General features: G+C 59.6%; 19 protein-coding genes and 3 pseudogenes. 4 read left to right on the top strand and 18 right to left on the bottom strand.

The window, feature by feature from the left end; genetic code table 11:
- Window positions 1-75 precede the first annotated feature (75 nt).
- The 9 genes and pseudogenes from OMP40_RS27575 to OMP40_RS27540 form a co-directional block, all read right to left on the bottom strand.
- On the bottom strand, window positions 76-456 hold the full coding sequence (locus tag OMP40_RS27575; protein ID WP_277536105.1) for an IlvD/Edd family dehydratase: 381 nt from the start codon (window positions 454-456) through the stop codon (window positions 76-78).
- 52 nt (window positions 457-508) lie between these two features.
- Window positions 509-1,819: pseudogene (locus OMP40_RS27570) on the bottom strand (dihydroxy-acid dehydratase); the annotation flags it as partial.
- Window positions 1,820-1,855: 36 nt separating this feature from the next.
- Window positions 1,856-2,608, bottom strand: a complete 753-nt coding sequence (locus OMP40_RS27565; protein WP_277536104.1) for an amidohydrolase family protein — start codon at window positions 2,606-2,608, stop codon at window positions 1,856-1,858.
- Between the two features lie 122 nt (window positions 2,609-2,730).
- On the bottom strand, window positions 2,731-3,246 hold the full coding sequence (locus tag OMP40_RS27560; protein WP_277538060.1) for an SDR family NAD(P)-dependent oxidoreductase: 516 nt from the start codon (window positions 3,244-3,246) through the stop codon (window positions 2,731-2,733).
- Window positions 3,247-3,268: 22 nt separating this feature from the next.
- Window positions 3,269-3,469 (bottom strand): annotated as a pseudogene (locus OMP40_RS42360) (SDR family NAD(P)-dependent oxidoreductase); the annotation flags it as partial.
- A gap of 59 nt (window positions 3,470-3,528) precedes the next feature.
- Window positions 3,529-3,951: an RraA family protein gene (locus OMP40_RS27555; RefSeq protein ID WP_277536102.1), complete on the bottom strand. Its 423-nt coding sequence runs from the start codon at window positions 3,949-3,951 to the stop codon at window positions 3,529-3,531.
- 260 nt (window positions 3,952-4,211) lie between these two features.
- The gene (locus tag OMP40_RS27550) at window positions 4,212-4,397 is read right to left on the bottom strand and encodes a hypothetical protein (protein WP_277536100.1); all 186 of its coding nucleotides are present in this window, start codon (window positions 4,395-4,397) and stop codon (window positions 4,212-4,214) included.
- Window positions 4,378-6,285: a hypothetical protein gene (locus OMP40_RS27545; protein WP_277536099.1), complete on the bottom strand. Its 1,908-nt coding sequence runs from the start codon at window positions 6,283-6,285 to the stop codon at window positions 4,378-4,380. Before OMP40_RS27545 ends, OMP40_RS27550 begins: the two co-directional genes overlap by 20 nt.
- Before the next feature lie 80 nt (window positions 6,286-6,365).
- On the bottom strand, window positions 6,366-7,586 hold the full coding sequence (locus tag OMP40_RS27540; RefSeq protein ID WP_277536098.1) for a type 2 periplasmic-binding domain-containing protein: 1,221 nt from the start codon (window positions 7,584-7,586) through the stop codon (window positions 6,366-6,368).
- Between OMP40_RS27540 and OMP40_RS27535 the strand changes: the two genes are divergently transcribed.
- Window positions 7,585-7,854 (top strand): hypothetical protein, encoded by a 270-nt coding sequence (locus OMP40_RS27535; protein WP_277536096.1) that lies wholly within the window; start codon window positions 7,585-7,587, stop codon window positions 7,852-7,854. The genes OMP40_RS27540 and OMP40_RS27535 overlap by 2 nt on opposite strands.
- 272 nt (window positions 7,855-8,126) lie before the next feature.
- Here OMP40_RS27535 and OMP40_RS27530 read toward each other — a convergent pair whose 3' ends face one another.
- The 6 genes from OMP40_RS27530 to OMP40_RS27505 form a co-directional block, all read right to left on the bottom strand.
- Window positions 8,127-9,014, bottom strand: a complete 888-nt coding sequence (locus OMP40_RS27530; protein WP_277536093.1) for a carbohydrate ABC transporter permease — start codon at window positions 9,012-9,014, stop codon at window positions 8,127-8,129.
- 31 nt (window positions 9,015-9,045) lie between these two features.
- Window positions 9,046-10,002, bottom strand: coding sequence for an ABC transporter permease (locus OMP40_RS27525; RefSeq protein WP_277536091.1), 957 nt, complete (start codon window positions 10,000-10,002; stop codon window positions 9,046-9,048).
- 24 nt (window positions 10,003-10,026) lie between these two features.
- Window positions 10,027-11,016: a zinc-dependent alcohol dehydrogenase gene (locus OMP40_RS27520; protein WP_277536090.1), complete on the bottom strand. Its 990-nt coding sequence runs from the start codon at window positions 11,014-11,016 to the stop codon at window positions 10,027-10,029.
- Between the two features lie 427 nt (window positions 11,017-11,443).
- A complete protein-coding gene (locus OMP40_RS27515) occupies window positions 11,444-12,823 on the bottom strand; it encodes an extracellular solute-binding protein (protein ID WP_277536088.1) in 1,380 nt (459 codons plus the stop codon).
- A gap of 746 nt (window positions 12,824-13,569) precedes the next feature.
- Window positions 13,570-15,288, bottom strand: coding sequence for an assimilatory sulfite reductase (NADPH) hemoprotein subunit (gene cysI / locus OMP40_RS27510; protein ID WP_277536087.1), 1,719 nt, complete (start codon window positions 15,286-15,288; stop codon window positions 13,570-13,572).
- Window positions 15,289-15,317: 29 nt separating this feature from the next.
- Window positions 15,318-17,147 (bottom strand): assimilatory sulfite reductase (NADPH) flavoprotein subunit, encoded by a 1,830-nt coding sequence (locus OMP40_RS27505; RefSeq protein ID WP_277536086.1) that lies wholly within the window; start codon window positions 17,145-17,147, stop codon window positions 15,318-15,320.
- Window positions 17,148-17,409: 262 nt separating this feature from the next.
- On the opposite strand from OMP40_RS27505, the gene OMP40_RS27500 reads away from it, so the two are divergent.
- The 3 genes and pseudogenes from OMP40_RS27500 (at window position 17,410) to arsC (ending at window position 19,503) form a co-directional block, all read left to right on the top strand.
- Window positions 17,410-17,724 carry an ArsR/SmtB family transcription factor gene (locus OMP40_RS27500; protein WP_277536084.1) on the top strand — a complete coding sequence of 105 codons (315 nt, stop codon included), beginning with the start codon at window positions 17,410-17,412 and terminating at the stop codon, window positions 17,722-17,724.
- Window positions 17,725-17,739: 15 nt separating this feature from the next.
- Window positions 17,740-19,034: pseudogene (locus OMP40_RS27495) on the top strand (arsenic transporter).
- Between the two features lie 43 nt (window positions 19,035-19,077).
- Window positions 19,078-19,503, top strand: coding sequence for an arsenate reductase (thioredoxin) (arsC, locus tag OMP40_RS27490; RefSeq protein WP_277536082.1), 426 nt, complete (start codon window positions 19,078-19,080; stop codon window positions 19,501-19,503).
- A gap of 91 nt (window positions 19,504-19,594) precedes the next feature.
- On the opposite strand, the gene OMP40_RS27485 is transcribed toward arsC, so the two are convergent.
- The 3 genes from OMP40_RS27485 to OMP40_RS27475 all read right to left on the bottom strand — a co-directional run bounded on the left by OMP40_RS27485 (window position 19,595) and on the right by OMP40_RS27475 (window position 23,396).
- Entirely contained in the window at window positions 19,595-20,467 is an 873-nt protein-coding gene (locus tag OMP40_RS27485) for a cadherin-like beta sandwich domain-containing protein (RefSeq protein ID WP_277536080.1), read from the bottom strand.
- 75 nt (window positions 20,468-20,542) lie between these two features.
- Window positions 20,543-21,787, bottom strand: a complete 1,245-nt coding sequence (locus tag OMP40_RS27480; RefSeq protein ID WP_277536070.1) for an Ig-like domain-containing protein — start codon at window positions 21,785-21,787, stop codon at window positions 20,543-20,545.
- On the bottom strand, window positions 21,675-23,396 hold the full coding sequence (locus OMP40_RS27475) for a FecR domain-containing protein (RefSeq protein WP_277536069.1): 1,722 nt from the start codon (window positions 23,394-23,396) through the stop codon (window positions 21,675-21,677). The genes OMP40_RS27480 and OMP40_RS27475 overlap by 113 nt, the downstream gene beginning before the upstream one ends.
- Window positions 23,397-23,867: the final 471 nt, after the last annotated feature.

Raw genomic sequence — 23,867 nt, 5'->3', positions numbered from 1 at the left:
TGAGCCGCAAGGGCATAGCTCACCCTGACGGTGTTTGATTACAGCCACTGTCACCATATGGCCATCCCCGAGCGGCTACAGCAGTTCCTCCCGCAGCGCCTTCGGCAGCAGGAAGTCAAAATCGCAGCCCAAATTCGCCTGAAGCACCCGTTCGTGGAACAACAGGCCGTAACCCCGGTCGTCCTGCGGCGCAGGCGCCTGCCAGTGTTGACGGCGCTCCTTCAGCTCTTGGTCCGTGACCTTCAGCTCCAGCTTGCGGCGGTCAATGTCCAGCTCGATCCAGTCGCCCGTGCGCACCAACGCCAGATTGCCGCCGACCGCCGCTTCGGGCGCCGCGTGAACGATCAGCGCGCCGTAGGACGTGCCGCTGATTCTCGCGTCCGAGATCCGTACCATGTCGCGCACCCCCTGGACGAGCAGCTTCTTCGGGATCGGAATCTGCCCGATCTCGGGCATGGCCGGTGCCCCCCTTCGGCCCCGCATTCTTCAGCACGAGAACACTGTTTTCGTCCACGTCCAGATCCGGGTCGTCGATCCTGGCCTCCATATCCGCCGGGCTCTCAAAAACGACCGCTTGGCCCCGATGCTTTTTCAAGCGCGCGGTTACCGCGGTTTGCTTGACCAGCGCGCCATCCGGCGCAAGGTTGCCCCGCAGCACCGCGATACCGCCCTGCGCGTCGAGCGGCTCCGCCGCCGTGCGTATGACGTCGCGGTTCAGCGTCCGCGCCGAAGCGAGATTCTCTCTTATCGTTCGTCCGGTCACCGTCAGGCAATCGAGGTGCAGGTGCGCCTCGAGCTCCTTCATGAGAGCGGGTACGCCGCCGGCCTCGAAGTATTCCTCCATCTGGTACTTGCCGGAAGGCCGCAGATTCAGAATAAACGGCGTGGAGGCGCTGATCGCGTCGAACGTCTCCAGCGGCAGCTTGCGGCCCAACCGCTGGGAGATCGCGATCAAGTGGATAATCGCGTTGGTCGAGCCGCCGCTGGCCATCGTGACCGCGATCGCGTTCTCTAGCGCCTCCGCAGTCATGATGTCGCGCGGACGGATATCCCGGCGGACCAGCTCGACGATCTGCTTGCCCGTCCGTTCGGCCATATGCCTCCTGCGGCTGTCCGGCGCAGGGATGGCCGCGTTGCCCGGCAGCGCCATGCCGATCGCTTCCGCGATCGAAGCCATCGTGCTGGCCGTCCCCATCACCATGCAATGCCCGTCGCTTCGGCAGACCGCATTCTCCGCGATGGCCAGCTCTTCGTCCGTGATGTTGCCCGCCTTGTGCTCCAGCGTAAAGCCGTAGCAATCCGTGCAGGCCCCGAGCGAGCGGCCGTTCAGCCTGCCGTTCAGCATTGGGCCGCCCGTGAGCACGATCGCCGGAATATTGACGCTGGCCGCCGCCATGAGCTGTGCCGGCACCGTCTTGTCGCAGCCGCCGATGAGCACGACGCCGTCGATGGGCTGCGCCTTCATCATCTCTTCGGTGTCCATCGCCATCAAATTGCGAAGCAGCATCGATGTCGGCTTTATATACGGCTCGCCGATCGAGATCGTCGGGAATGCCATCGGAAGCCCGCCCGCCTGCCAGACGCCCCGTTTGACATATTCGACCAGCTCATTGAAGTGAGAATGGCACTTGTTCAGCTCGCTGAACGTATTGCAGATGCCGATGACCGGCTTGCGGAGATCCTCCTCGGTATACCCCATCGACTTCGTGAAGGAACGATGGATGAAGCCCCACAGTTCCTTTTCCTGAAAATACGACTCGCTCTTCAGCTTGCGGGCGGACGAAGCCTCAGCTTCGTGCTCGCCGTCTCCTTGCGCCATCGGACTTCTCCCCTTCTTCATTTTTGAAGCTGCGCCCTATGGAACAAGTCCGAGCAGCTCCGGCGTCGGCCGATGGATGATCGCCTCGACGACCGTATCCGGGACTCGCGGCAGCTTCGTTCCCTCTACCAGATCGTTGATGCGCATAAGCGATTCGATCGTCTGCCGCGTCGTGAAAAACGGATAGTCGGAGCCGAACAAAATTTTGTCCTGCACGCCGTACTCCAGCGCCGACACGAGTGCATTGTAGAATTGCCACGGCCGTCCGCCGAGCGCCGACAGGTCCATGTACAAATTCGGATGCTTGCGAACCAGCGATATGCATTCGTCCACCCACGGATGCCCCATATGCGCCACGATCATTTTCAGACGGGGAAAAGCTCTGGCGATCGGATCCAGCATCGCCGGACGGGACGCGTCCAGATAGCCTTCGGGCACGAACGACGTACCCTGATGCCACAGAATCGGCACGTCAAGCTCTTGCGCCTTGGCATAAAGTGCGAAGTGCGCTTGGTCATCCGGATAAAAGTTTTGATAGATCGGACCGAGCTTGAGGCCGCGCAGCTTCAGCTCCCGGATCGCGGTCTCGAACGCGTCCACGCAGTCCGGACGATTGGGATCGACGCTGGCGAAGCCGAACAGACGGTCCGGATCGGTCCGGCAATAATCGGCGACGTACTCGTTCGGCACGACCATGCCCGTCGCGTGCCCGGCAAAGGCAAGCACGATCGAGCCCCGAAGTGCCTTTATATTTTCCCGATGCTGCGCCGGCGTCGCCTCTACGTTCATATCCGGCCCCCCAGGCGCGCTTAATCGCCTGATCGGACGGACCGGACACCATGCCCGGACCGAACAGATGCGTATGACTGTCGAAAATCATGGGCTCGCCGCCTTCCTTGTTTGTTCCTCTTTTAAAGCTCGCTGCCGTTGGCCAGATGGCCGCCGTCGACGCGAAGCGTCGAGCCGGTCACGTATGAAGCTTCGTCGGAGGCGAGGAACAAAAAGACGTTCGCGATCTCCTCCACCGTGCCGCCCCGCTTCATCGGCGTGCGCGACGAATACGCCGGCAGGCCCGATTCCGCCCGGAGCTTGCGATCCAGCGGCGTGTCGACGAAGCCCGGCGCGACAGCGTTCACGCGAATGCCGTGCGCCGCGAGCTCGACCGCCATCGATTCGGTCAATAAAATGACCGCCGCCTTCGAGGCATTGTAATGGGCGAGCCAGCTGCTTGCGGCCAGTCCGTTTTTCGAGCTCATGTTGACGATCGAGCCGCCGCTTCCCTGAGCGATCATTCGGCTCGCAGCCAGTTGACCGAGCCTGAACGTCGCGCGCACATTGATATCGAAGACGGCGTTCCAGTGCGCGGAAGGGATCGACAGGAACGCCTCCCGGTAGGCGATGCCTGCGTTGTTGATCAAGATGTCGATGCCCCCCGAAGCGTTCGAAGGCGCATTGTGCCGCCCGCTCCAAGCCGGCTTCGTCGCCCAGGTCGCACGATTCGATCGCGACGCGCCCCGGCGATCGGGTCTCCAGCCGCGAGAGCGCCGCTTGAAGCTCCGTCTCGCTTCGGTCCAGCAGCACGACGCTGGCGCCCTCCTCGAGGAAGCGCTTGGCTATGCCTTCGCCGATGCCTCTTGTCGCTCCGGTCACGAGCGCCCGTTTACCCCGCAATCTCACGGCTGCCGCCAACCTCCTTTTTTCGCAAGTGCTTACAATACCCCGTACTTGTCGTAAACCTGACGCAGCGTCCTTCCTTGCAGCAGCTCGTCGCGCGTATGGTTCTCGCGGGTCGCCTTGTCCAGCGCACGCCTGAATGCCTCTTCTGCCAGCGCGGCCGGAATGACGACGATGCCGTCCCTGTCGCCGAAGATGACGTCGCCGGGATGGACGAGCACGCCGCCGCATTTGACCGGAATATCGTATTCGATGACGAGTCCGCGTCCTTGCGAATCGACCGGCTTCGTCCCCGTCGCGAATACAGGGAAGCCCAGTTCGAGAATTTTTTTCGTATCGCGGATGAGGCCGTCGACGATCGCGCCGCGCGCGCCTCTCATCTTGGATGCCGTCGAGAGCAGCTCTCCCCCACAGCCCGTTCTGCAGCGACTCGTTCGTGCAGCCGACGACCACCTCATTCGGCTTGATGCTGTCGACTGCCGCAATCTCCTGTTCATAGGGTTGATCCGGCAAGTAGTGCACGTCGACGGACAGGATCGTCTTGGCGCGTCCGGCCACGACCCAATCCGGATCGATCGGATTGATGTTTTCCCTCATCACTTGATTGCGGTAGCCCAGCTCGTCGAGCGTGTCGGACAGGACCGCCGAATAGAGCGATTCGCTCATGCGGTCGAACAGTTCTTGATCGTTCACGATTGTTATCCTCCATGGTTAACGCTTATTTTGTCGAACGTGCCGGCAGCAGGAGATTGCCTTCGCGATGCCTGATCGCCGCAGATTCGGGCGGCAGGGCGCTTCGATCCACGCCGCGTTCGACGTTTGAATCGTACAGCATGCAGCTCCCTTCGCCGAACGCGCCTTCGGACACCTCGAAGCGGCCGCCTTCAAAGGCGGATCCGGTCACGAAGCACGCGTGATCGGCGTCGTTGCCGGCGATGGCGAAGTGCGCCGTCGCCGGGCAGGCGGCCATGCTGCTCGCGCCGTCGAATCTCCAGCTCGTCGCGCCTCCTCCCGGCTCTCCGCTTCTGCTGAAAAACGCTTGCTCTCCGTTGCTCCCCCGAGATCGTCGCGCCCGATCCGACGTCCAGTCGGACTTCGCCGCCGCCGGTTAGTCGGAATCCTGAATTTCGAATCTCTCCGCCGCGAATCGTCAATCGCTTACCCGCAAATCGGATCGGGCGGGCGTCGGGTCCCGCCCCCCCTCGATTCGGCAATCCAGAAAGCGCAAATCCCCCCGTTCCCGCGAACGCGTTGCCGTCCGAGCCCGTGAACCGGCACCCGCGGAACGTCAGCTCGGACGCGACTTCCTCATGGGAGACGCGTCGCCCTTTCGTCAATGCAAAGGCGCAATTTTCCACGACGGAGGGGCGCCGAGAGCGCGCGGAGACCTGCTTGAATTTCACCATTTTTTCCGCCGTGCAGTTTTTCATCTGCACCCCGTCGGCATTGAGCCAGAAGGAGCCTGTATCCGCGGTATTTTCGACGCCGGCGCGCGCGTAGACATGCACGTCTTCGAGCGTCAAATCGGTCACCTTTCGAAAGGCCAGAAACCACGAAGCCACATGCTGCTTGACCGTAATCCGCTTCGCGCTCTCTCCCCAGGTCGGCCCGCTGTTGGCGAACGACATGAGGCCCGAGTTGCCGACATAGGTGAGATCGTGCTCAAATTGTCCGTGCGTCACGAACGCGCCGAGATCGTCCCCGTCGGCATGGCAGTTTTCGACATGGCAATAGGCCGAGCCGGTGAAGTCGTTCAAGTGCCTGCCGTTGCTCGTCAGGCAGTCCCGCACATGGCCGTACAAACAATAAATTTGCTGCGTCAGATAGCCGGTGCCTCCGACGACGACCTCGGCCGGATTCAGCAGCTGGCAGCGCTCCGTTACGTAAAAGGTGTTGTAGCGCCGCATGACGACCGGCCAATACGTGCCTGTCGCATCGATGCCGACGGCATCGCATTCGACCGCGTACTCGAAGGCGAGCGGATGCGAGCCGGACGCTTCGGTCGCGCCCTTCGCGACGAACTTCATGTTTCGCACGTTCGCCTGCACGATCGGCTTCACCCGCCGATACTCGAGGACGCGGCCCGCCTCCAGCGTCCATCCATTCTTGTACTGCAAGCGCACATGCTTCGGGTCCGGCACATCCGTCACCTTGACGAGCTTCTCCAGCTCCCGTTCGGCGCCGCCGGACAGCCGGTCGCCGCGCACGAGCCACCAATCGCCGACCTTGAACGCCGCGGCGTCCGCCACTTCGAAGCGATCTTCCAACTCCGACAGCGTCTCCGAGAGCACGACGCGCTGCACGTCGCCCGTCTCCTCGCCACGGAAGAAGAAAACCGCCGCGAACGGATTGTTTGGCGGTGCGGGCTCGATTCCCGTCGTTGTGACCGTGAAGCCGTTGAAATTCAGATCGATAAAGCCGCGGGCGATCCGGTGCCGCTGCGTGAAGTTCAAATCGCAGTCCGCTTCGATCCGCCGGATGGAAGGATGTGCGAGCATCGCATCGAGTGCGGTGTCCGCAGCGGTCTCAGGTCCGAACACGCCGAAGTAACTGAATTTTCCGACGCCTTCGTGCGCGACGATCCATCTCCCTCGCCCGCCGTCCGCCGGCGCGTGAACCAAGCCTCCATCGTCTTCCAGCTCGCATTCCGGATGCCACGCCACCGACTTCGCCCCGCCGTCTCCGGCCGCCGCGAAGCCGCGCACCAGAATCGTCTCGCCGGCCCGAATTCCGCCTGACGGCAGTCGCTTCAGCGCCGTCACATCGTCGGCCTGCCGTTGCCAACCGTTCATGTGCGCTCCCCTTTCGCTTCTTCATTCGACGAAGGCGGAGAGCCGGTGCCGGCTCTCCGCCTTCAGCTCTATCAAGGCGATCAGTTGCCCGCGTCGAAGCTCACCGTCGTACCTCGCGCCTCCGAAACTTGCTGCGCGTAGTAATCGAAAATTTCCTTGCCTGCATACTTCGTCATCAGCTCCTGGCGGTAAGCCGGCCAGTTGGCGGCGGTCTTGTCGTCGTAGAGCACCTTGATCTGGAGCTCGTTCATCCGCTTGCGAAGCGCGGCCAGGTCCATGCCTTCCTTGACGACAAGGCTGGTACCGACCGACGGTACAAGCTTGTAGGCGTTCATCGTCGCCACGATCTCCTTGTCGCGCTCGGTGATGTTCGGATCGGACACCTCGACGCCGAACGCCTCGGGTCCCGAGATCGGCGTGAACCATTGGTAGACGGACAGGAAGTTGCCCTGATCCGTGACGTTCGTCTTGTACGCTTCCTGGTTCAGCGTGATCGTGCTGCCGCTGCGCGCGTACTCCGAGCCTTCCCGGCCGTAGTGGGTCATCAGGAAGCCCTCTTCGCCCGCGAGCCAGTCGAGGATTTGCATCGAACGCTCGATTTCCTCATCCGTCGACTTCGAGCTGAACAAGAACGGGTTGCCGGGTACAGGCGTCAGGTACGTGCCCGTGTCGGCGAACGGATCGAAAGCCACCCAGTTTGCGGTCTCGACTTTGGTGATTTCCTTCGTTTTCGCTTGGAGCCCTTCCGGGTTGTTGTCGAACGCCAGGTTTTTGCCGAAGCCGAGCACGATGCCCGCTTTGCCCTGCTCCGCCTTTTCGAGCTGCTGTCCGTTCTTGTTAAGCAGCCAGTCCCGGTCGACGACGCCGAGATCCAGAAGCGCGCGGGTATCCGTCAACACCTGTTGCATGCGAGGATCCGTGCGGGTATCGATGAATCGGTCGCCTTCGACCATGAAGTCGCCGAACAGGCCGTTTTTTACGTAGGTCGGAAATTCGAGCGACATATTCGTTCCGTTGCCGTATGCGGTGAAGCCGTAAGTATCGTTTTTCTTGTTGCCGTCCGGATCTTTGGTCGTGAAGGCTTTCATGACCTCGACCATCTCGTCGTATGACTTTGGCACCGACAGGCCGAGGTTGTCGAGCCAGTCCTTGCGTACGTAATAAGAACGGTAATAATTTTTCTCGTAAGGAACCGGCGCGCGCGCGAACTTTCCCTGGACCTGGTACTTCGGCAGCTCTTCCTCGGTGACCCAGTACTTGAAGTAGTTCGGCATGTTGGCCGGCGTCACGAGGCCAGTCATGTCGCGGGCGACGCCGTCCGCAATGTATTGGTTCGAGGGGGATGCCTTCGGCGAAAAAGACGTCGGGAATATCGTTGGAAGCGACCAGCGAGTTGAATTTGTTCTGGAAGTCCGTTCCGAGCGGCATGTAGTCGATGACGAGGTCGACGTTGAACTTCTCGTCGATCGCCTTCTTGACGAAGTCGGCATCCCCTTTGGGAAGCAGGGCGTCCGCCGAGGCAATGACATACCAGTTCAGCTTGAGTTTCGCCGCGGCCGTGGCGGATGATGCGGAGGAGCCGGACGAGGAAGAGCCGGCGGACGGCGACGCGCCGTTGTCGTTGTTACCGCAAGCGGTAGCCAATAGCGATGCGGCGGCAAGGCTTGCCAGTATGGCGCTTGTACGTTTCATGTGGAATGACCTCCCTGGATTGGGTTGCTTGACGAGCCGGCTTGTTTGGAATGTGAGAAATGCCTTCTTTTGCATGCCTGTCGAATTGTGGATCGCCGGCGCCGAGGCGCTTCGGCTGACGCATTCCCCCCCTTGACGAGATGGACGGATCAGCCTTTGACGGCGCCGAGCAGCATCCCTTTGATAAAGTATTTTTGAAGAAAAGGATAAACGGCGATGATGGGGACGATCGCGACGACGACGGTCGCCATCTTGATCGATTCCGGCGGCAGCGCGCTGAGCTGGGATTGGGGCACGGACAACTCTTGGCTGACGCTGGGCGTGATAATCATGTTGCGGAGGACGACCTGCAGCGGGTACAGATCCCGGTCGTTCAGATACATGATGCCGCCGAAGTAGGCGTTCCAGTGGTTGACCCCGTAGAATAGTCCGAGCGTCGCCATGATCGGCATCGACAGCGGCAGCACGATCCGAAGCAGCGTGCCGACGTCCGAGCAGCCGTCCACCTTCGAGGCTTCTTCGATCTCGGACGGGAGCGATTCGAAGTAGGTTTTCATCACCAATAGGTTAAAAGTCGATACCATCCCGGGAATGATGAGCGCCCAGAGCGTATTCATCAAGCCCGTCGCCTTGACGGTGAGGAACGTCGGGATGAGTCCGCCCGAGAACAGCATCGTGAACACGATGCCCATGAGCACGGCGTTGCGTCCCGGCAAGTATTTTTTGGAGAGAGGATACGCGAGCAGCGTTGTGACGATCAGGTTCAGCGCGGTTCCTGCCAGCGTGACGAAGATCGTCACGTTCAGCGCCTTCGGCACGACGCCGCTGTTAAAGATCGCTTTGTAGGCGTCCCACGTGAACGTATTGGGTATCAAGAGGAAGCCGCCGTTGCGTAGCACTTCCGTATAAGGCGTAATCGAGACGACTGCGACGTAATAGAGCGGGAACAGGGTAGCCAGTCCGAATACGGAGAGAATGACGATGATCAACACGTCCACGATACGGTCTGGAATCGACTTTTTGAAAATATAGGGCAATTGCGCCACCTCCGTTCGTTGCTTGTTGGCCTCACCAGATGCCTGAGCCGCCGAATCGCTTCGCCAGCTTGTTCGCGCCCAGCACGAGGACGAAGCCGATCACCGACTTGAACACCCCGACCGCCGCCGGCACGCTGTAATTCATCTCCTCGATGCCGCGCCGGAAGATCCAGGTGTCGAGGATGTCGCCGACGTCGTAAACGCGAACGTTCAGGAAAATGTACACTTGCTCGAAGCCCGCATCCAGAATGCCGCCCAGCCGGAGAATGACAAGCAGCATGAAAACGTCCCGGACGCCGGGCAGCGTCACGTACCACAGCTGGCTCCATCGGTTGGCGCCGTCGATCGCGGCGGCCTCGTACTGCTCGTGGTTGATGTTAGCAAGCGCTGCCAAGTAGATGATGGCCCCATACCCCGTGCTTTTCCAGATGTCCGTCATGACGAGCATCGGCCGGAACAGCCCCGAATTGGTCAGCGCGTCGATGTCGCCCCAGCCCATATCACGGAAGAACGTCGTCACCAGGCCCGATCCCGGCGCGAAAAAGGAAAACATGATGCCGTACACGATAATCCAGGACAGGAAGTGGGGCCCGTAGGTTAGCGTCTGGATCGTCTTTTTGAACCATCTGACCCGAATCTCGTTCAGCATGAGCGCCAGCAGCAGATCGGGCAGCATGCCGAAGACGAGCCGGTACAAGCTGAGCAAGACGGTGTTTTTCATCAGCTGCGGGAAGTCGGGCGATTCGAATACCGCCTTGAAGTTGTCCCACCCGACCCAGGGGCTGCCGGTGACGCCTTTCATCAGATTGTAGTCCTGAAAGGCGACGACCAATCCGAACATCGGGACGTAATGATAGATGAGGTAATAAAGAATGCCCGGAACCATAAACACGTACAGCCAACGGTAGCGCCATAGCTTGGTTCCGAATGAAGGCTTATGCGCGTATCCGCTCGATACGTCCGCGGTTTGCGCGCTTCCTTTTAACATGCCGTTCACTCCTCTCCTGCCGCTCTAATCGAAATGGACGACGATGCCCATTCTGTTCTGGGGCGCCGAAGCGTACTGGCGGTAAAGCTCGGGCAGCTCGCGAAAAGACACTTGGTCGGAGATCAGCGACCGGATGTCGATGCGTTTCTCCTGAAGCATTCGAAGGAAGTCCTCCATGTTGCGTCCTTCCGTCCAGCGCACGTAGCCGATCGGATAATCGACGCCCCGCTGCTCATAGTCCGGTTCGTAGCGCCCCGGCCCGCCGGCCCGCGAGATGTGCACGCTCGCTTCCTTGGCAAAGAGCAGGTCGCGATCGAATGCGGTACCGGTGTCCCCGACGATGACGACGCGACCGCGGTCCCGGAGCCATCCGATGGCTTCGTCGATCAGACTCGCCTGCCGATTGCTGGCGCATACGAGCACGGCGTCCGCGCCGCCGGCGGCCGACGTCTCCCGCAGCGCGGCGGCGACCTCTTCGCCGTTTTTGCAGGCGTGGCGGATGCCGGCCGAGACGAGCAGCGACCTTCTCTCTGCAAAGGGCTCCAAACCGATCACACGGTAATTCGAGGCATGCGCGATTCGTGCGATGATCTGTCCCAGAATGCCGACGCCTACGACCAGCGCCGTTTCTCCGAACTTCAGCTCGGCCTGCCGAAGCGCGTGCACGGCGATCGCGCCGAGACCGGCGAATGCCGCTTCCTCCGGCGCGACGCCGTCCGGCACGGGAGCGGTAAGATGCTTGGGCGATAGCATGATCTCCCTGTGAGCCGGACTGCCGTAGCACGCAACCCGTTGACCGGGCGCAACGTGGTTGACGCCCTCCCCAACCTCCATGACGATCCCTGTCGCGCTGTAGCCGAGCGGAGCCCCAGGATTCGTGCGGATCATGAGCAGCTCGGTGCCGATGCTGACGGACGAATAATCGATTCTGACTTTCACATGCTGCGCTTTAATCTCGGGTTCTGGCAGATCGACGACTTCCGCCGTGCCGTTTCGGCTCTTGATCGCTCGCATTGGCGCCTCCTGATTCATGATTGATTTACATGTTAATCTTTGTAAATCGATCTTTTAAGGTTTTGATGTACATCTGATGTACTGATTATACACAGCCGGCAAAAAAGACCGTCAACCCTAAATCGTCGATTATTCCTCTTTTGTGGACCCCTGACAGACTTTGTCCGACTTCTTTGTTATGAATGCGGTAACATGTTGACGGGACAACGCTGTAATCGCTCTCAGAAATTTGCAGGAATGGACCTGATTTTACGGCTGGGACCGATCTTAGTCATGGGCGGCCTTCCCTTCTTGCACTCTGTCTTCCGACGATTCCTGCGGTATATTTCCCGTTTTCCCGTCATGAAAGGTCCTGAAAACACAAAAAAAACCGTTTCAATGTCACACTGGCGACATTAGAAGCGGCTTGTGATGTACGAAATATAAGTTAACGAGTTAGAATTTCACTCTCTGATGTATGCGGGTCTCCGGGCAACTTTCCTTTGCCGTACAGCTCCTTCAGCTTGGCGAGCAACATCTCCTCACCGATCATGCCGGACCAATATTCCTTCAGCCACTTGGTGAATTGCTTGAGATCCCTGATCTGAAGACCCATATCGCGGTGATAGGAAAAAGAGGGGAACATCTCTCGGAACATGGCGTATCTCGAAGGCTGGTTCCGCCCCTCCCCGATCGTCCGTTCCGCCGCCGACTTGCGAGCCGGTATGCTCGCGGTTCGCTCGCGGATGACATTTTGCGCGTCTGTCGAGGCCAGAAAGTCCAAGAAGCGCCGCGCCGCTTCCTTCGATTTGGAATGCCGGACGAGCGACATGCCGATGGAGAGCAGCAGCGTCCGCTGCGGATCGCCTCTCTGCAGGCTGGGCAGCGGACAGATGTCGTATTCAAGCGGCAGATGCGCGAATTCGTTCAGATTGAAGTACGTACAAAGGATGACCGACACCTGTCCTTCGGCGAACAGCTGGACGGTCTCGTCGTTGCCCTGCGCCCAATAATTCGGAAATACTTCCCGATTGCCGATCAGCCCGTCCAGCGCGCGCAGTCCCTTGAGCATGTCGCCGCTGGGATCGCGAGCGTTCGTACCGCTTGCGCGGCCGCTCATGCCCTGCAGCAGGAACACGGGATAACGGTTCTCGGATGCGGGCAGGAAGTACATGCCGTGTCGCCCTCTGGCCTTCGATAGGCGGGTCGATTCGCGCAGCAGATCGCTCCAGGTCCAATAGCTGTCGGGCTCGTGGATGCCGGCTTCTCGGAAATGCCGCTTGTTGTAGCAGAGGACGACCGGGGAAAAGGAGATCGGCTTCGCGTAGCTCGCGCCGTCCACCAAAAACGCTTCTTCGGCGATCGGATAAAGATCGGGGTCGGATTCGAGCTTTTCCAGGAGCGGGGTCAGCCCCTCCTCCGTCCACTCCTGGAATTGGGGACTGTTGAACGCGACGACGTCCAGCAGACCATTGTCGATCATCTCCTGCGCGGATTGGACGTAGCTTAAATGATTGAGCGTGATTCTGCGCACATGTATGCCTGGATTGCGCCGTCCGAACTCCGCGATGAGATCGTCGATCAAGAAGTCGGTGGTCAGCGAGATCGGGCAGCCGAAATTGAGCGTGATCGACGCCATCGGCCGCGGCGTCACCATGCTGCCGACCCGGTCGATTTTTTGGATAAGTCCCTCCTCCACCAATTGATCGAGTCCTTTTCGGATCGACTTGTTGCTCAACTGATACTGCTTTGCAAGCGCGCTTTCGGCAGGGAGGTAAGTGCCTTCCTGCCGGATGCCGTTTATTATATCCGTACGGATGACATTCACGAAATGGTCGAGTCTTTCCTGGAAAGAGGGGCGATCTGATTTATAGCTCATGTACAACTCACCTAACTCTCGAATAATAGACATCAGGTACATTCTCAAACATTTCATAAGAAAAGTCAACGCGACGATTTAAAAAGAAAAAACCCGCCTGGAAAAATCGCTTGTACAGCGATCTGACGACGTTTATGTTAAGAAGATGCTTGATTAGAGAAGATCAAGCGTCACTCATCTTGTTACGGTTGAGCCGGGAGCTGGGCGATAAGTGTTCAAAAGCAATTAATCGGCGCGCTAACCCGGGCTACGGAGGAAATAAGTGTTCAAATGTCAAATGCATTTATTTTTTTGTAATCCGGGCGAAAACGTTCGAATGCGAGTAATTAACTGCGCCTCAACACTTATTTGCCCTAGAACGTCGCGATCGGGGGGAAATAACGGCGTTTCAACAACTATTGGGTAGGGGAATAACGCAACAACGCCAGGCCCGATGGCTTGGCGTTGTTCAACGTTCAATATTGAGGCATTGCAGGCCATTCCTCGAGCGGATAGATCGTGAACAGAGAAGACGGTCATTCAAACGCGCCTCGCTAACGAGCCGCTCCGGAGACGTTGACGCGTTCTATCGTGCGTTCAGGCGATCCGGCGCCGCTCTGTTCGCTGGTCGTGAACGCGACTGCCGTAAGCGCCGTCAGGGCGATATACCCTGACGGTTTATCCTATCCTGCCTCGATCGGGAGCCACCGTCCGGCTTAGTCGTGGAAATTGGTACCGTCGGTCGTCGCCGCGATCACGCCGGCTCGGATGACGAAGTCGCCGAAGTGCTCCCCGCCGTTTCTTTCCTTCGCGTAACGCGGGAGCAGCGTGCCCAGCTCGCGCAGGATCTCGTCCTCGCCGATGTTTTCCCGATACATTTTGCTCAGCCGGCTGCCGTCGAACGCGGCGCCCAGGTACATATTGTACTTGCCCGGCCCCTTGCCGATGAATCCGATCTCGGAAAGCGCATGGCGCGCGCAGCCGTTCGGACAGCCCGTCATGCGGATCGTGATCTCTTCGTTGCGCAGTCCGTTCTCGTCGAGAATGCCCTCGATCTTATCGATCAGCACCGGCAGGTAGCGTTCGGCTTCGGCCATCGCCAATCCGCAGGTCGGCAGCGCGACGCAAGCCATCGAGCTGCGGCGCAAGCCGGAATACTGCTGCACGTCGATCAGTCCGTAGCGGCCGAGCAGCTCGGTGATTTCTTCTTTTTTCTGCGGCGAGACATCGGCGACGATCAGGTTCTGGTTGGCGGTCAGGCGGAAGTCGCCGGTGTGAACCTTGGCGATCTCGCGCAAGCCCGTCATCAGCTGGAAGCCGTCGTAATCCGCGATGCGGCCGCCCTGGACGAACATCGTGAAGTGCCACTTGTCGCCTACGCCCTGGACCCATCCGTAACGGTCGCCGTTGTCGTTGAAATGATAAGGCCTCGCGGCTTCGAGCGACCAGCCGAGACGGCTCTCCAGCTCGGCTTTGACGTTGTCCAGGCCAAGCCGGTCCACCGTGTACTTGAAGCGCGCGTTTTTACGCTGGGAACGGTTGCCGTAATCGCGCTGGATCGTAATGATTTTTTCGGCGACGTCGTAGATCTGCTCCGGCTTGCAGTAGCCGATGACCTTCGCCAGCTGCGGGTAGGTCTCCTTGTCGCCGTGCGCCATGCCCATGCCGCCGCCGATCGCGACGTTGAAGCCGGCGAGCTTGCCGTCCTCGACGATCGCGATGAAGCCCAGATCCTGGGAAAAAACGTCGATATCGTTAGACGGCGGAACGGCGATGCCGATCTTGAACTTCCGCGGCAGGTAGAGCGGGCCGTACATCGGCTCGTGAACTTCCTGCTCCGGCGTCGAAGCGACCATCTCCTCGTCCAGCCACAGCTCGTGATACGCTCTCGTCCGCGGCAGCAGGTCGTTGCTGAGACGCTTGGACCATTCGTAGACTTCGGCGTGAATGTCCGATTGGTACGGATTCGGGTTGCACATGACGTTGCGGTTGACGTCGCCGCAAGCCGCGATCGTATCGAGCAGCGACTGGTGGATCGACTGGATCGTCTTTTTCATGTTCCACTTCAGAATGCCGTGCATCTGGAACGTCTGGCGGGTCGTAAGTTTAAGCGTGCCGTTCCCGTATTTGCGGGCAAGTTCGTCCATGACGAGCCATTGTCCCGGCTGGGCGACGCCGCCGGGCATGCGGACGCGCAGCATGAATTGATAGGCGGGCTCCAGCTTTTGCTTTTGCCGTTCGTTGCGCAGGTCCCTGTCGTCCTGCAGGTAACTGCCGTGGAACTTCATCAGGCGGTTGTCATCGTCGGAGATGCCGGCGCTGAGCGGCTCCAGCATCGAAGCGGCCAGCGTACCGCGCAAATAGTTGCTCTCGCGCTTGATGCGCTCGACGTCGCTCGGATTGCCTCCCGGCGCGGTTAGTTTCGTGTTTGACATTCTGAACGGTACTCCTCTCTATCTCGCGATCAATATACGTCCCGTTGGTAACGGTGGCTTTTCTTCATGTCGGCAAGGTAAGCTTCCGCTTCCTCGAGGCTCTTGCCGCCTTCCGCGGAGATGATCTCCGCCAGCGTCTGGTGAACGTCCTTCGCCATGTTTTTCATGTCGCCGCACACATAGAAGACCGCGCCTTTTTCAAGCCACTCGTAGATCTCCTTGGCATGCTGCCGCATGCGATGCTGCACGTACACCTTCTCTTCCGTGTCGCGCGAGAACGCGACGTCCATGCGCGTCAGCACGCCGTCCTTGATCCAGCGCTGCCATTCGGTCTGGTACAGGAAGTCGGTCGTAAAGTGCTGGTCGCCGAAGAACAGCCAGGACGGTCCGGCCGCGCCGGTCTCTTCGCGCTCCTGCATGAACGAACGGAACGGCGCGATGCCCGTGCCGGGCCCGACCATGATGATCGGCGCGTTCGGATCTTCCGGCAGCTTGAAGTGATTGTCAGGCTGCACGTATACCGAGATCTTGTCGCCGGCTTCGAGGCGCTCGGCGGTTTGGGTGGAGCATACGCCCTTGCGCGCACGTCCGAACGCGTCGTAGCGGACCGCGCCGATCGTCAGGTGCACCTCGTCGGGATTCGCCGTCTGGGAGCTCGCGATCGAATACAGCCGCACCGGAATTTTGCGAAGCAGAGAGACGACGTCCTGCGCCGAGCCCTGCAGCGGGCCATAGTCGCGGACGAAGTCCAGCAGATCCCGGCCCTTGACGTAAGCCTTGAGCGCCGCTTCGTTCCCCGCCGCGGTCAGCTGGGCCAGGTCGGGGTTCGTGGCCAGCGGGGCCAGCTTTTCGAGCAGCGCTTTCGTCAGGACGGTAATCTCCAGGTGTTCGGTCAGGGCGTCGCGCAGCGGGCGCTTGTCGCCTTGCTTGCCTACGGATACTTCGGCCTGCGGGTCCCACTTCGTCTCCGCGAGCAGCAGATCGACCAGCTCCGGATCGTTGTGCGGATAGATGCCGAGCGCGTCGCCGGGCTTGTAGACGAGACCGGAGCCCTCAAGCGAGAGCTCGAGATGCCGCGTTTCCTTGTTCGAGCCGCGGCCGTTCAGATTGATGTTCGCGAGCACCTCGGCTTCGAACGGATTGGTCCGGGAGTAAGCGGATTCCGCAGCGGGAGCTGCAGGCGCGCTTGGCGCCCCGACCGCCGGCGCGACAGCCTCGCCGGCGCCTCCCAGCCCTTCGGTCAGGCGCGTCAATACGCCTTCAAGCCAGGCCTTCGTCGGCTCCTCGAAGTCGACGTCGCAGTCGACCCGATCGTGCAAGCGCACGGCGCCGAGCGCTTCGAGACGCGTATCGAACTCCTTGCCGGTCTGGCAGTATTGCTCATACGAGCTGTCGCCGAGCGACAGCACCGAATATTTGACGCCTTCAAGGCGAGGCGCGCGCTTGCTATGCAAAAACTCGTGGAAAGATATCGCGTTGTCCGGCGGCTCGCCTTCGCCGTGCGTGCTGACGACGACAAGCAGCTGCTCCAACTTTTTGAGCTGGTTCGTCTTAAAGTCGCTCATGGCGGACATAGTGACGCGGAAGCCCTTTTCCTCGAGCATTTTAGCCGCTTTCTTGGCAATGCCATGTCCGTTGCCGCTCTGGGAGCCGTACAAAATCGTAACATCCTTGCTCGCGGTCGCCGCGGCCGGCGTTCCTGCCGGTACGGCAGCGACAGGGGCCGCCTGCGTCGAAGCGTAAGCGACCAGATACCCGCTGAGCCAAATTTTTTGAGCGTCGTTCAGGCCGGGCAGCAGCTGATTCAGAAGATCGGCCTGCTCCTGGCTGAACGGACTGTTGGTTGCCTGCAATTGCAACGTTCTCCACCTCACGATAGTTCGAATGACGGGACGGCCCGGTATACGCTTGAGCGCGCCGCGCGATTCATGATCCTTTTGAAAACTATACCACATGTGCAGCGCCAAGAGGATAGATGCGAATATAAGGATTTTTGATAGTCGTTATAAAATCCGAAAGAACACGATTTTTAAATATAATTATTTACTTATATAAACGATCGCATATATAATAACAACGGACGCGGCGCGAACGGACGGTATTCGGAAAGGAGGTCACGCCATGACGTCTATCCAGGAAATGTCCGATGTTTTTAAGCTGCTCTCCGACAAAACCCGTCTCACTATCCTGGCGCTGCTCAAGCATAAGGAGATGTGCGTATGCGACATCGTCGAGATTCTGGCCACCACGCAGCCTAACGTAAGCCAGCATTTGAGAAAATTGAAAAGCGGCGGCCTCGTCCGCGAGACGCGCAAAAGCCAATGGATTTATTATGCGCTTGACGTTCAGGACAAGCCATATTTAAAACCGGTTATCGAGCAGTTGCCCTCCATGCAAATGCAGATCGATGCCGCAAAACCGCAAGCTTGTACTTAATCGGGGGGAAGATTTATGCTGGCGCTCGCATTATTCGTTTTTTTTACTAACGCTTTTGTTCGTGATCTGGCAGCCGAGAGGCCTCGGCATCGGCTGGTCCGCCTGCGGCGGCGCGTTGATCGCGCTGGCTTGCGGCGTCGTCGATTTTGCCGACGTCGGCGAAGTCACCCGGATCGTCTGGAATGCGACGCTGACCTTCGTCGCGATCATCATCATCTCGCTCGTGCTGGACGAGATCGGCTTTTTCGAATGGGCCGCCCTTCATGTGGCCCGGGCGGCCCGGGGCAACGGCAACCTCATGTTTGTTTACGTCGTGTTGCTCGGCGCCGCGGTTTCCTTCTTTTTCGCCAACGACGGCGCAGCGCTCATCTTGACGCCGATCGTCCTCGCCATGGTCCGGGCGCTTCGTTTCGACGAGCGGATGATCCTCCCCTTCGTCATGGCTAGCGGATTCATATCCGATACGGCTTCTCTGCCGCTGGTCATCAGCAATTTGGTGAACATCGTGTCCTCCGATTTTTTCGGCATCGGATTCGCGGAATACGCGGGGCGGATGATCGTGCCGACGCTGTTCTCCGTCGGCGCCAGCTTGCTCGTTCTCTACTGGTACTATAGAAGAACGATACCCAAGTCGTACGATTGGGCGCAGGCGAAGCGTCCGAGCGAAGCCGTCAAGGATATCCGAATGTTTAAATTTTCTTGGTTCGTTCTCGGCGCGCTGCTGGTCGCTTACTTGCTCAGCGCGTACATCGCCGTGCCCGTATCGGCGATCGCCGGCGCCGCGGCCATCGTCTTCCTGCTTATGGCCAGGCGGAGCGAAGCGGTACACACCCGCAAGCTCGTCAAAGGCGCCCCATGGGCGATCGTCTTTTTCTCCGTCGGCATGTATGTCGTCGTATACGGCCTTCGCAACGTCGGCTTGACCGACGAGCTGGGCAAGGTGTTCTCGTGGATCGGCGATCAGGGCTTGTTCGCGGCCGCGGTCGGCGCCGGCTTCGTCTCCGCGATCCTCTCCTCCGTCATGAACAACTTGCCGACGGTCATGATCAATGCGCTCGCCATCCAGGAAGCGCATGCGAGCGGCGCCGTGCGCGAAGCGCTCATCTATGCCAATGTCATCGGTTCGGATCTCGGCCCGAAGATCACGCCGATCGGATCGCTCGCTACCCTGCTCTGGCTTCACGTCTTGTCCGGCAAAGGCGTTAAAATCACCTGGGGCGCCTACTTTAAGACAGGCATCGTGCTTACCGTTCCAGTCCTTTTTTATTACGCTCGTCGGGCTTTACTTGTGGCTCGTCATCATCGGATGACAGACCGTCTGTGAAAATTCAATCGTTATCGGAGAGATGCTGCATGAACGAAAAACCGTTGGTCTACTTTTTATGTACGGGCAATTCCTGCCGCAGCCAGATGGCGGACGGCTACCTGAAGGCGCTTGGCGGCGACCGCTATGAGGTTAGAAGCGCCGGGCTCGAAGCGCACGGACTTAATCCGCGGGCCGTCGGCATCATGAAGGAAGACGGCATCGACATCGGCGGGCATCTGTCGGAAGTCATCGATCCGGCGATCCTCGACCGGGCAACCTACGTGATCACCTTGTGCGGCCACGCGGACGAGCATTGTCCGGTCATCTCGAACAAGAACGTCGTCAAATGGCACTGGGGCTTCGACGATCCGGCCAAGGCGACCGGCACGGAGGAACAAATCCTGGCGCAGTTCCGCGCGGTGCGAGACGCGATAAAGGCGCGAATCGAGACGTTCGTGAGAACAGGCGCCTAATAACGTCCGTCTCCTCCTTCTTTTCTATATGATGCCCGCGACGAAGAAGCCGCTGCCCCTGTATGCCAGGACGCAGCGGCTTCAACTATTTTCAATGGATTCGATTTAAGGCGAGATCTCCAATTCGTACACAAGCGGCGGCCTGCCGTATTTGTTGACCAGGACATAGACGCGTGCGCTGCCGGCTTCGAGCGGAATGGGGTAGATCCCGGAGCCCTGCGCAGTGGCGTTCACCCATTCCCACCAGCCGTTTTTGACCAAGTAGACACCCCCCGATATACGTGTCGGATAGCGCAGCGACAGGCGCCAGCATCGCTTGGGTCGCGCCCGCGGGAGACTGGCCCAGCCAATGCGCGGTTCGGGAAGCGTCCGGCGCCAATGCGATCGTTCCATTATTCGGCACGGCCGTACCGGACAAGCTTAACGAATAACCGTCCGGCGCGTCGTCTCCCTGATAGACGTCGATCGTATACACATCGATGACATCGCCGAGGCCCAGGCGGTTAAGGCGGACGACAACGCGGTTCCAGCCTTCGGACAGACTGACGAGGTAGCCGCTGCCGTCGTCGGCGATCGGCGCGTCGTTCGAGCGAACTTCAAGCGTGCTGTAGGGATCGGCCGCCTGGAACTGCATGCGAACCTGATTCGTGCCGCTCGACGCCGCCGCGGTGTAACTTCGGATCCCCGCATTGAACACCGGGACCGTCGCTCCGTTGGCGACCGCCGCTGGCGTGTACAGCGACAAGGCGGCGATGTACAACTTGAATTGAACCGTATAGCTCGTCGACGTTCCGTTGCCGTTATCCCGCGAATAAACGATACGAATTTGATTTTCGCCATACTTGAGATTCGACAATGCCGCATTGCCGCCCGCCGCAAGCAGGTTTACGTTATGATTCGTATTTTGATTGTCGTCGTAAATCAAGCTCGCCGCCTGGACGGAGCTGTCGAAGCGGTAAGACAAAGCGAGGGCGCTCGGCATTTGGTCGATATACTTCGCGTATTCGAACGTGCCGGACGTTTGCCCCGATTCGCCCAGTTAATACGGATCGACCGACGTTCCGTTCGCCGTCAGGTTCCAGAGCTCCAATCCGGCCAGCGCCGGCGCGGGAAGTTGAACGAAAATCGTCGCCGTCGCAGGCGCGGAAACGTCCGTGCCGTTAGATACGGTATAGTCGAACGTTACCGCGCCAAGCGCGTTCGCCGCAGCTTGGTATTCGAACGTCCCGTCCGGATGGAGCGCAAGCGATCCGAATGCGGGGCCGCTGCCCGACACCAGCGTATAGGCGAGCGGCAATCCCGCAGGGTCGCTTCCTTCCAGCTGCCCGGCAAGCGTCTGCCCCGCGATCGCGTCAAAATGCACGGAATTTCCCATGATCTTCTTGCTTACGATCCACGTGTAGATGTTCGTCGCGCTTTTGTCCGCGGATTGGATGACGATTTCGATGGCCGTTTCCCCGGTCGCATGGAGCGGAATCGTGTAATTGCTCGTCTGCGGGTCAGGATATAGATTCTGATCCGAGCCGGCCAGCCTTACGCGGATATAGCGCCAATACGGATCGCTCTGCGGGAATGTCGGCTGAAATTCGACGCTCGTTCGCGTCACGGGTACGTCCCAGGACATACGCAGATCGGAATCCGGCGTTAGCAGGCCCGTTTGCTGGCTGCCGTTCATCAGCTTGACGCCGCCGAGCGTCGCATCCGTGCCGGCGCCTGCCGGAAAGCGGTCCAGCGCTAGGACGTAATCGGTCGTCGTGCCGCTCTCCGATCGAACCGTCACCGCGATCTCTCCGATATTCGATGCGAGCGAGACCGGTGCGGACTGTCCGTAGCCGTACGAGATTCCGTTCAATAGGATCGTCGATCGGCTGTCCGAGGGCCAGAAAAAGAGCAGCCCCTCCGTCATTGCCGCCGGAATGGTCGTTCTGAACTTGCCGTCCTGTCCGAGCATGGCCCCAAAGTCGCGCTGTCCGTCCAGGCTCTTAATCGTCAGGCCCGACAGGCCGCTATTTTGAGACAAACGATTCGCATACAACGTATAGGTCTTGCTCCTGCCCCCGGCCGTCGCCGTGATGGCAATCGCGTTGTAGCCGGTCTGCATCGGCAAGGTGTAACGCCATGAGACGTTCGCCGCATTCGTGGATGCGGGCCAAGCAGTAACGGCTGTGCCATTAACGAGAATGACGGGAGCTTCCGCCGCGTCTAAAGTCATCTCCAGCGACGCGATGTCGCCGGGTACGGTGATCGGCGTCGACAGGCTGCCGCTCGCAAAGTCGATTTGCACATAGCCCGCGCCGATGGCGAAGTCCGCGGTCTCTAGGAGCTCCCCTCGCGATCACGAGGCTGTAATCGCGAACGAGCGAGCGATCCGGAGCGACGACGCGGATACCGATCGCGTTCGAGCCGTATGCCAGCGCAACCGTCGCCGCTCCGTCTGCCGGGGCTTGCCCGTTTACCGTGATCGTCGCCGCCGGATCCTGCGCCGCGGGCCGTATCGCTACGCTGGCGACGCCGCCGTTGACGATCGCCGTGTAGCTCGGTTGATTTGGCGAAAAGGCCGGACTCAACGTCGCGCCGGAAATCTCCAGCGAAGCGAGACGCGCTTCGGATGACGCCTGCGGCGACGGAGCGCCCGGCTCATTGGTCGGCGTATCGGCCGGCGTTGCCGGCGGCGCGGTAGACGCCGCCAGATTCTCCGTCTTGTCCGCCTGGAACCGCTGCTTCTGCGTCTCGGTCATTTGCGACAGCAATGCGGCCTCGGCCTTCGCCTGCGCGTCCGCCGCCGCCTTCTCGTTGGCTGCCAGCTGCGCCTGCTTCGCTTGTTCGATCGCCGGCAGCCGATCCGCCAGCCGATCCTGAAGCGACTTCAGCTTGGCCGCAGCTTCCTCCGCCTGCTTTGCGGCGTAAGTCGCTTCGCGCGCCTTGGCGGCTTCCTGCTTGAGCTTGTCCGATTCCGTCAGTCGGAGTTCCGCCTTCTCCAGATTGAAGGTCGTTCCTTTCTCACGCTCGATCCGCTTGATCTGGGCGGGATCGAGCTTTTTCTGCTCGACCGCTTGCCTGGCGAAGACGCCGGTCAGATCGAGCGCGTTTTGCAAGAACCGCTCCAGATCCTCCAAGGTCGCGCCGAGCGAGGACGGCAGCTTGTCTTGCGCGAACCCGGCCGCCATCGCTCTATTTTCATCGTCGATCTTGGCCTTGCTTCGAAGCAGCGAGACGACGACGGCAGGCGTCATCCCCCGGACGAGTTCGCCGATGTCCAGAAGCGTCACCAGGTCTTCCCCCGCCGGACTGCCGTCAGGCAGCGCGACCGTCTCCTGCGTCGGATACAGGTTAAGCGTATGGCCGGTCGAGGCCGCGCTGCCGGTCTTCGCGAACTGAACGACGCCCGACAGGACCGCCGTCGTCGTTGCTCCGGAATCCGGGCGGACCGCAGCATAAAAAGCCGTTCCGCGCACGCCCATGACCGCCGTCGGCGTCTCCAACCGGAAGTCGTCCTCCTTGCGCTTGATCGACTTCACGTCGACCCAAGCCGTTCCTTGCAGCATGCTCACTTTCGTGACCGTTCCCTTTTTATCCGACAGCTTGGAAAAACCGAGTGTCGTATGTTCGCCCACGCTGAGCAGGTCGTCCTCCGACGTCCCGTTGGCGAATTGCAGTTCGGCGGCCCCGTCGCTCCCCGTCATCAGCTTGTCTCCCTGGTTCAGACTCAGCTTCGCGAACGCTTTAAACATCTTTGATCCGCCGGCCTTTTGCACCTGAACGTCCCCGCTCATCGACCTGATCACCGCGATGCGCGAAGACGCGCCCGCGCTTTTGGACGCGCCGAAGCTCATCGATACAGGCACGCCGATCAGCAAAAATACGAGCGCGCAAATTCCCCAACTGCGAATCATGACCCCACTCCCTCTATGTACGCACAACAAGGCCGGCTTGAGCAGCGCGGTTTTTTTTGAAAAACTTGTCATAATTACTCGATTATAATTGAAATTATGGAAATTCAGCTACCTACTATTTAGGTTAGAAATAAAAGTCGTATGAAGTTGAACCTAGAAAAGCCGCTTATCGCCTTTCTTGTCGCAATGGCGCGCAGCGGACGGACTGAGGAGCCCTTATTTTTGTTCCGATCGCGCTTTACGGTCCGCTCGCGGACCCCGGAGCCTTTATTTCGGGATTGGGGACCTTTTTTAGTCTGGTTCTGGGTGAATAACGGCTCTCCAGTCCGATATGATCGCAATTGCACCGTTTTGGACGAAATAGCGTCATCTGAGTCCATCTGTGTCCGGTATCTTCGATCCGCTTGCCTTCGGTTACTCCCGCAGTTCTCATTTGCCTCTCACGCTTACCTTGCCGCTCACCTTATCCGC

Origin of the sequence: Cohnella rhizosphaerae (assembly GCF_029525575.1) — a bacterium.
In the GTDB taxonomy this organism is placed as follows: domain Bacteria; phylum Bacillota; class Bacilli; order Paenibacillales; family Paenibacillaceae; genus Cohnella; species Cohnella rhizosphaerae.
The sequence above is the reverse complement of the archived record's forward strand: the minus strand, read 5'-3'. Positions and strand labels throughout refer to the sequence as shown.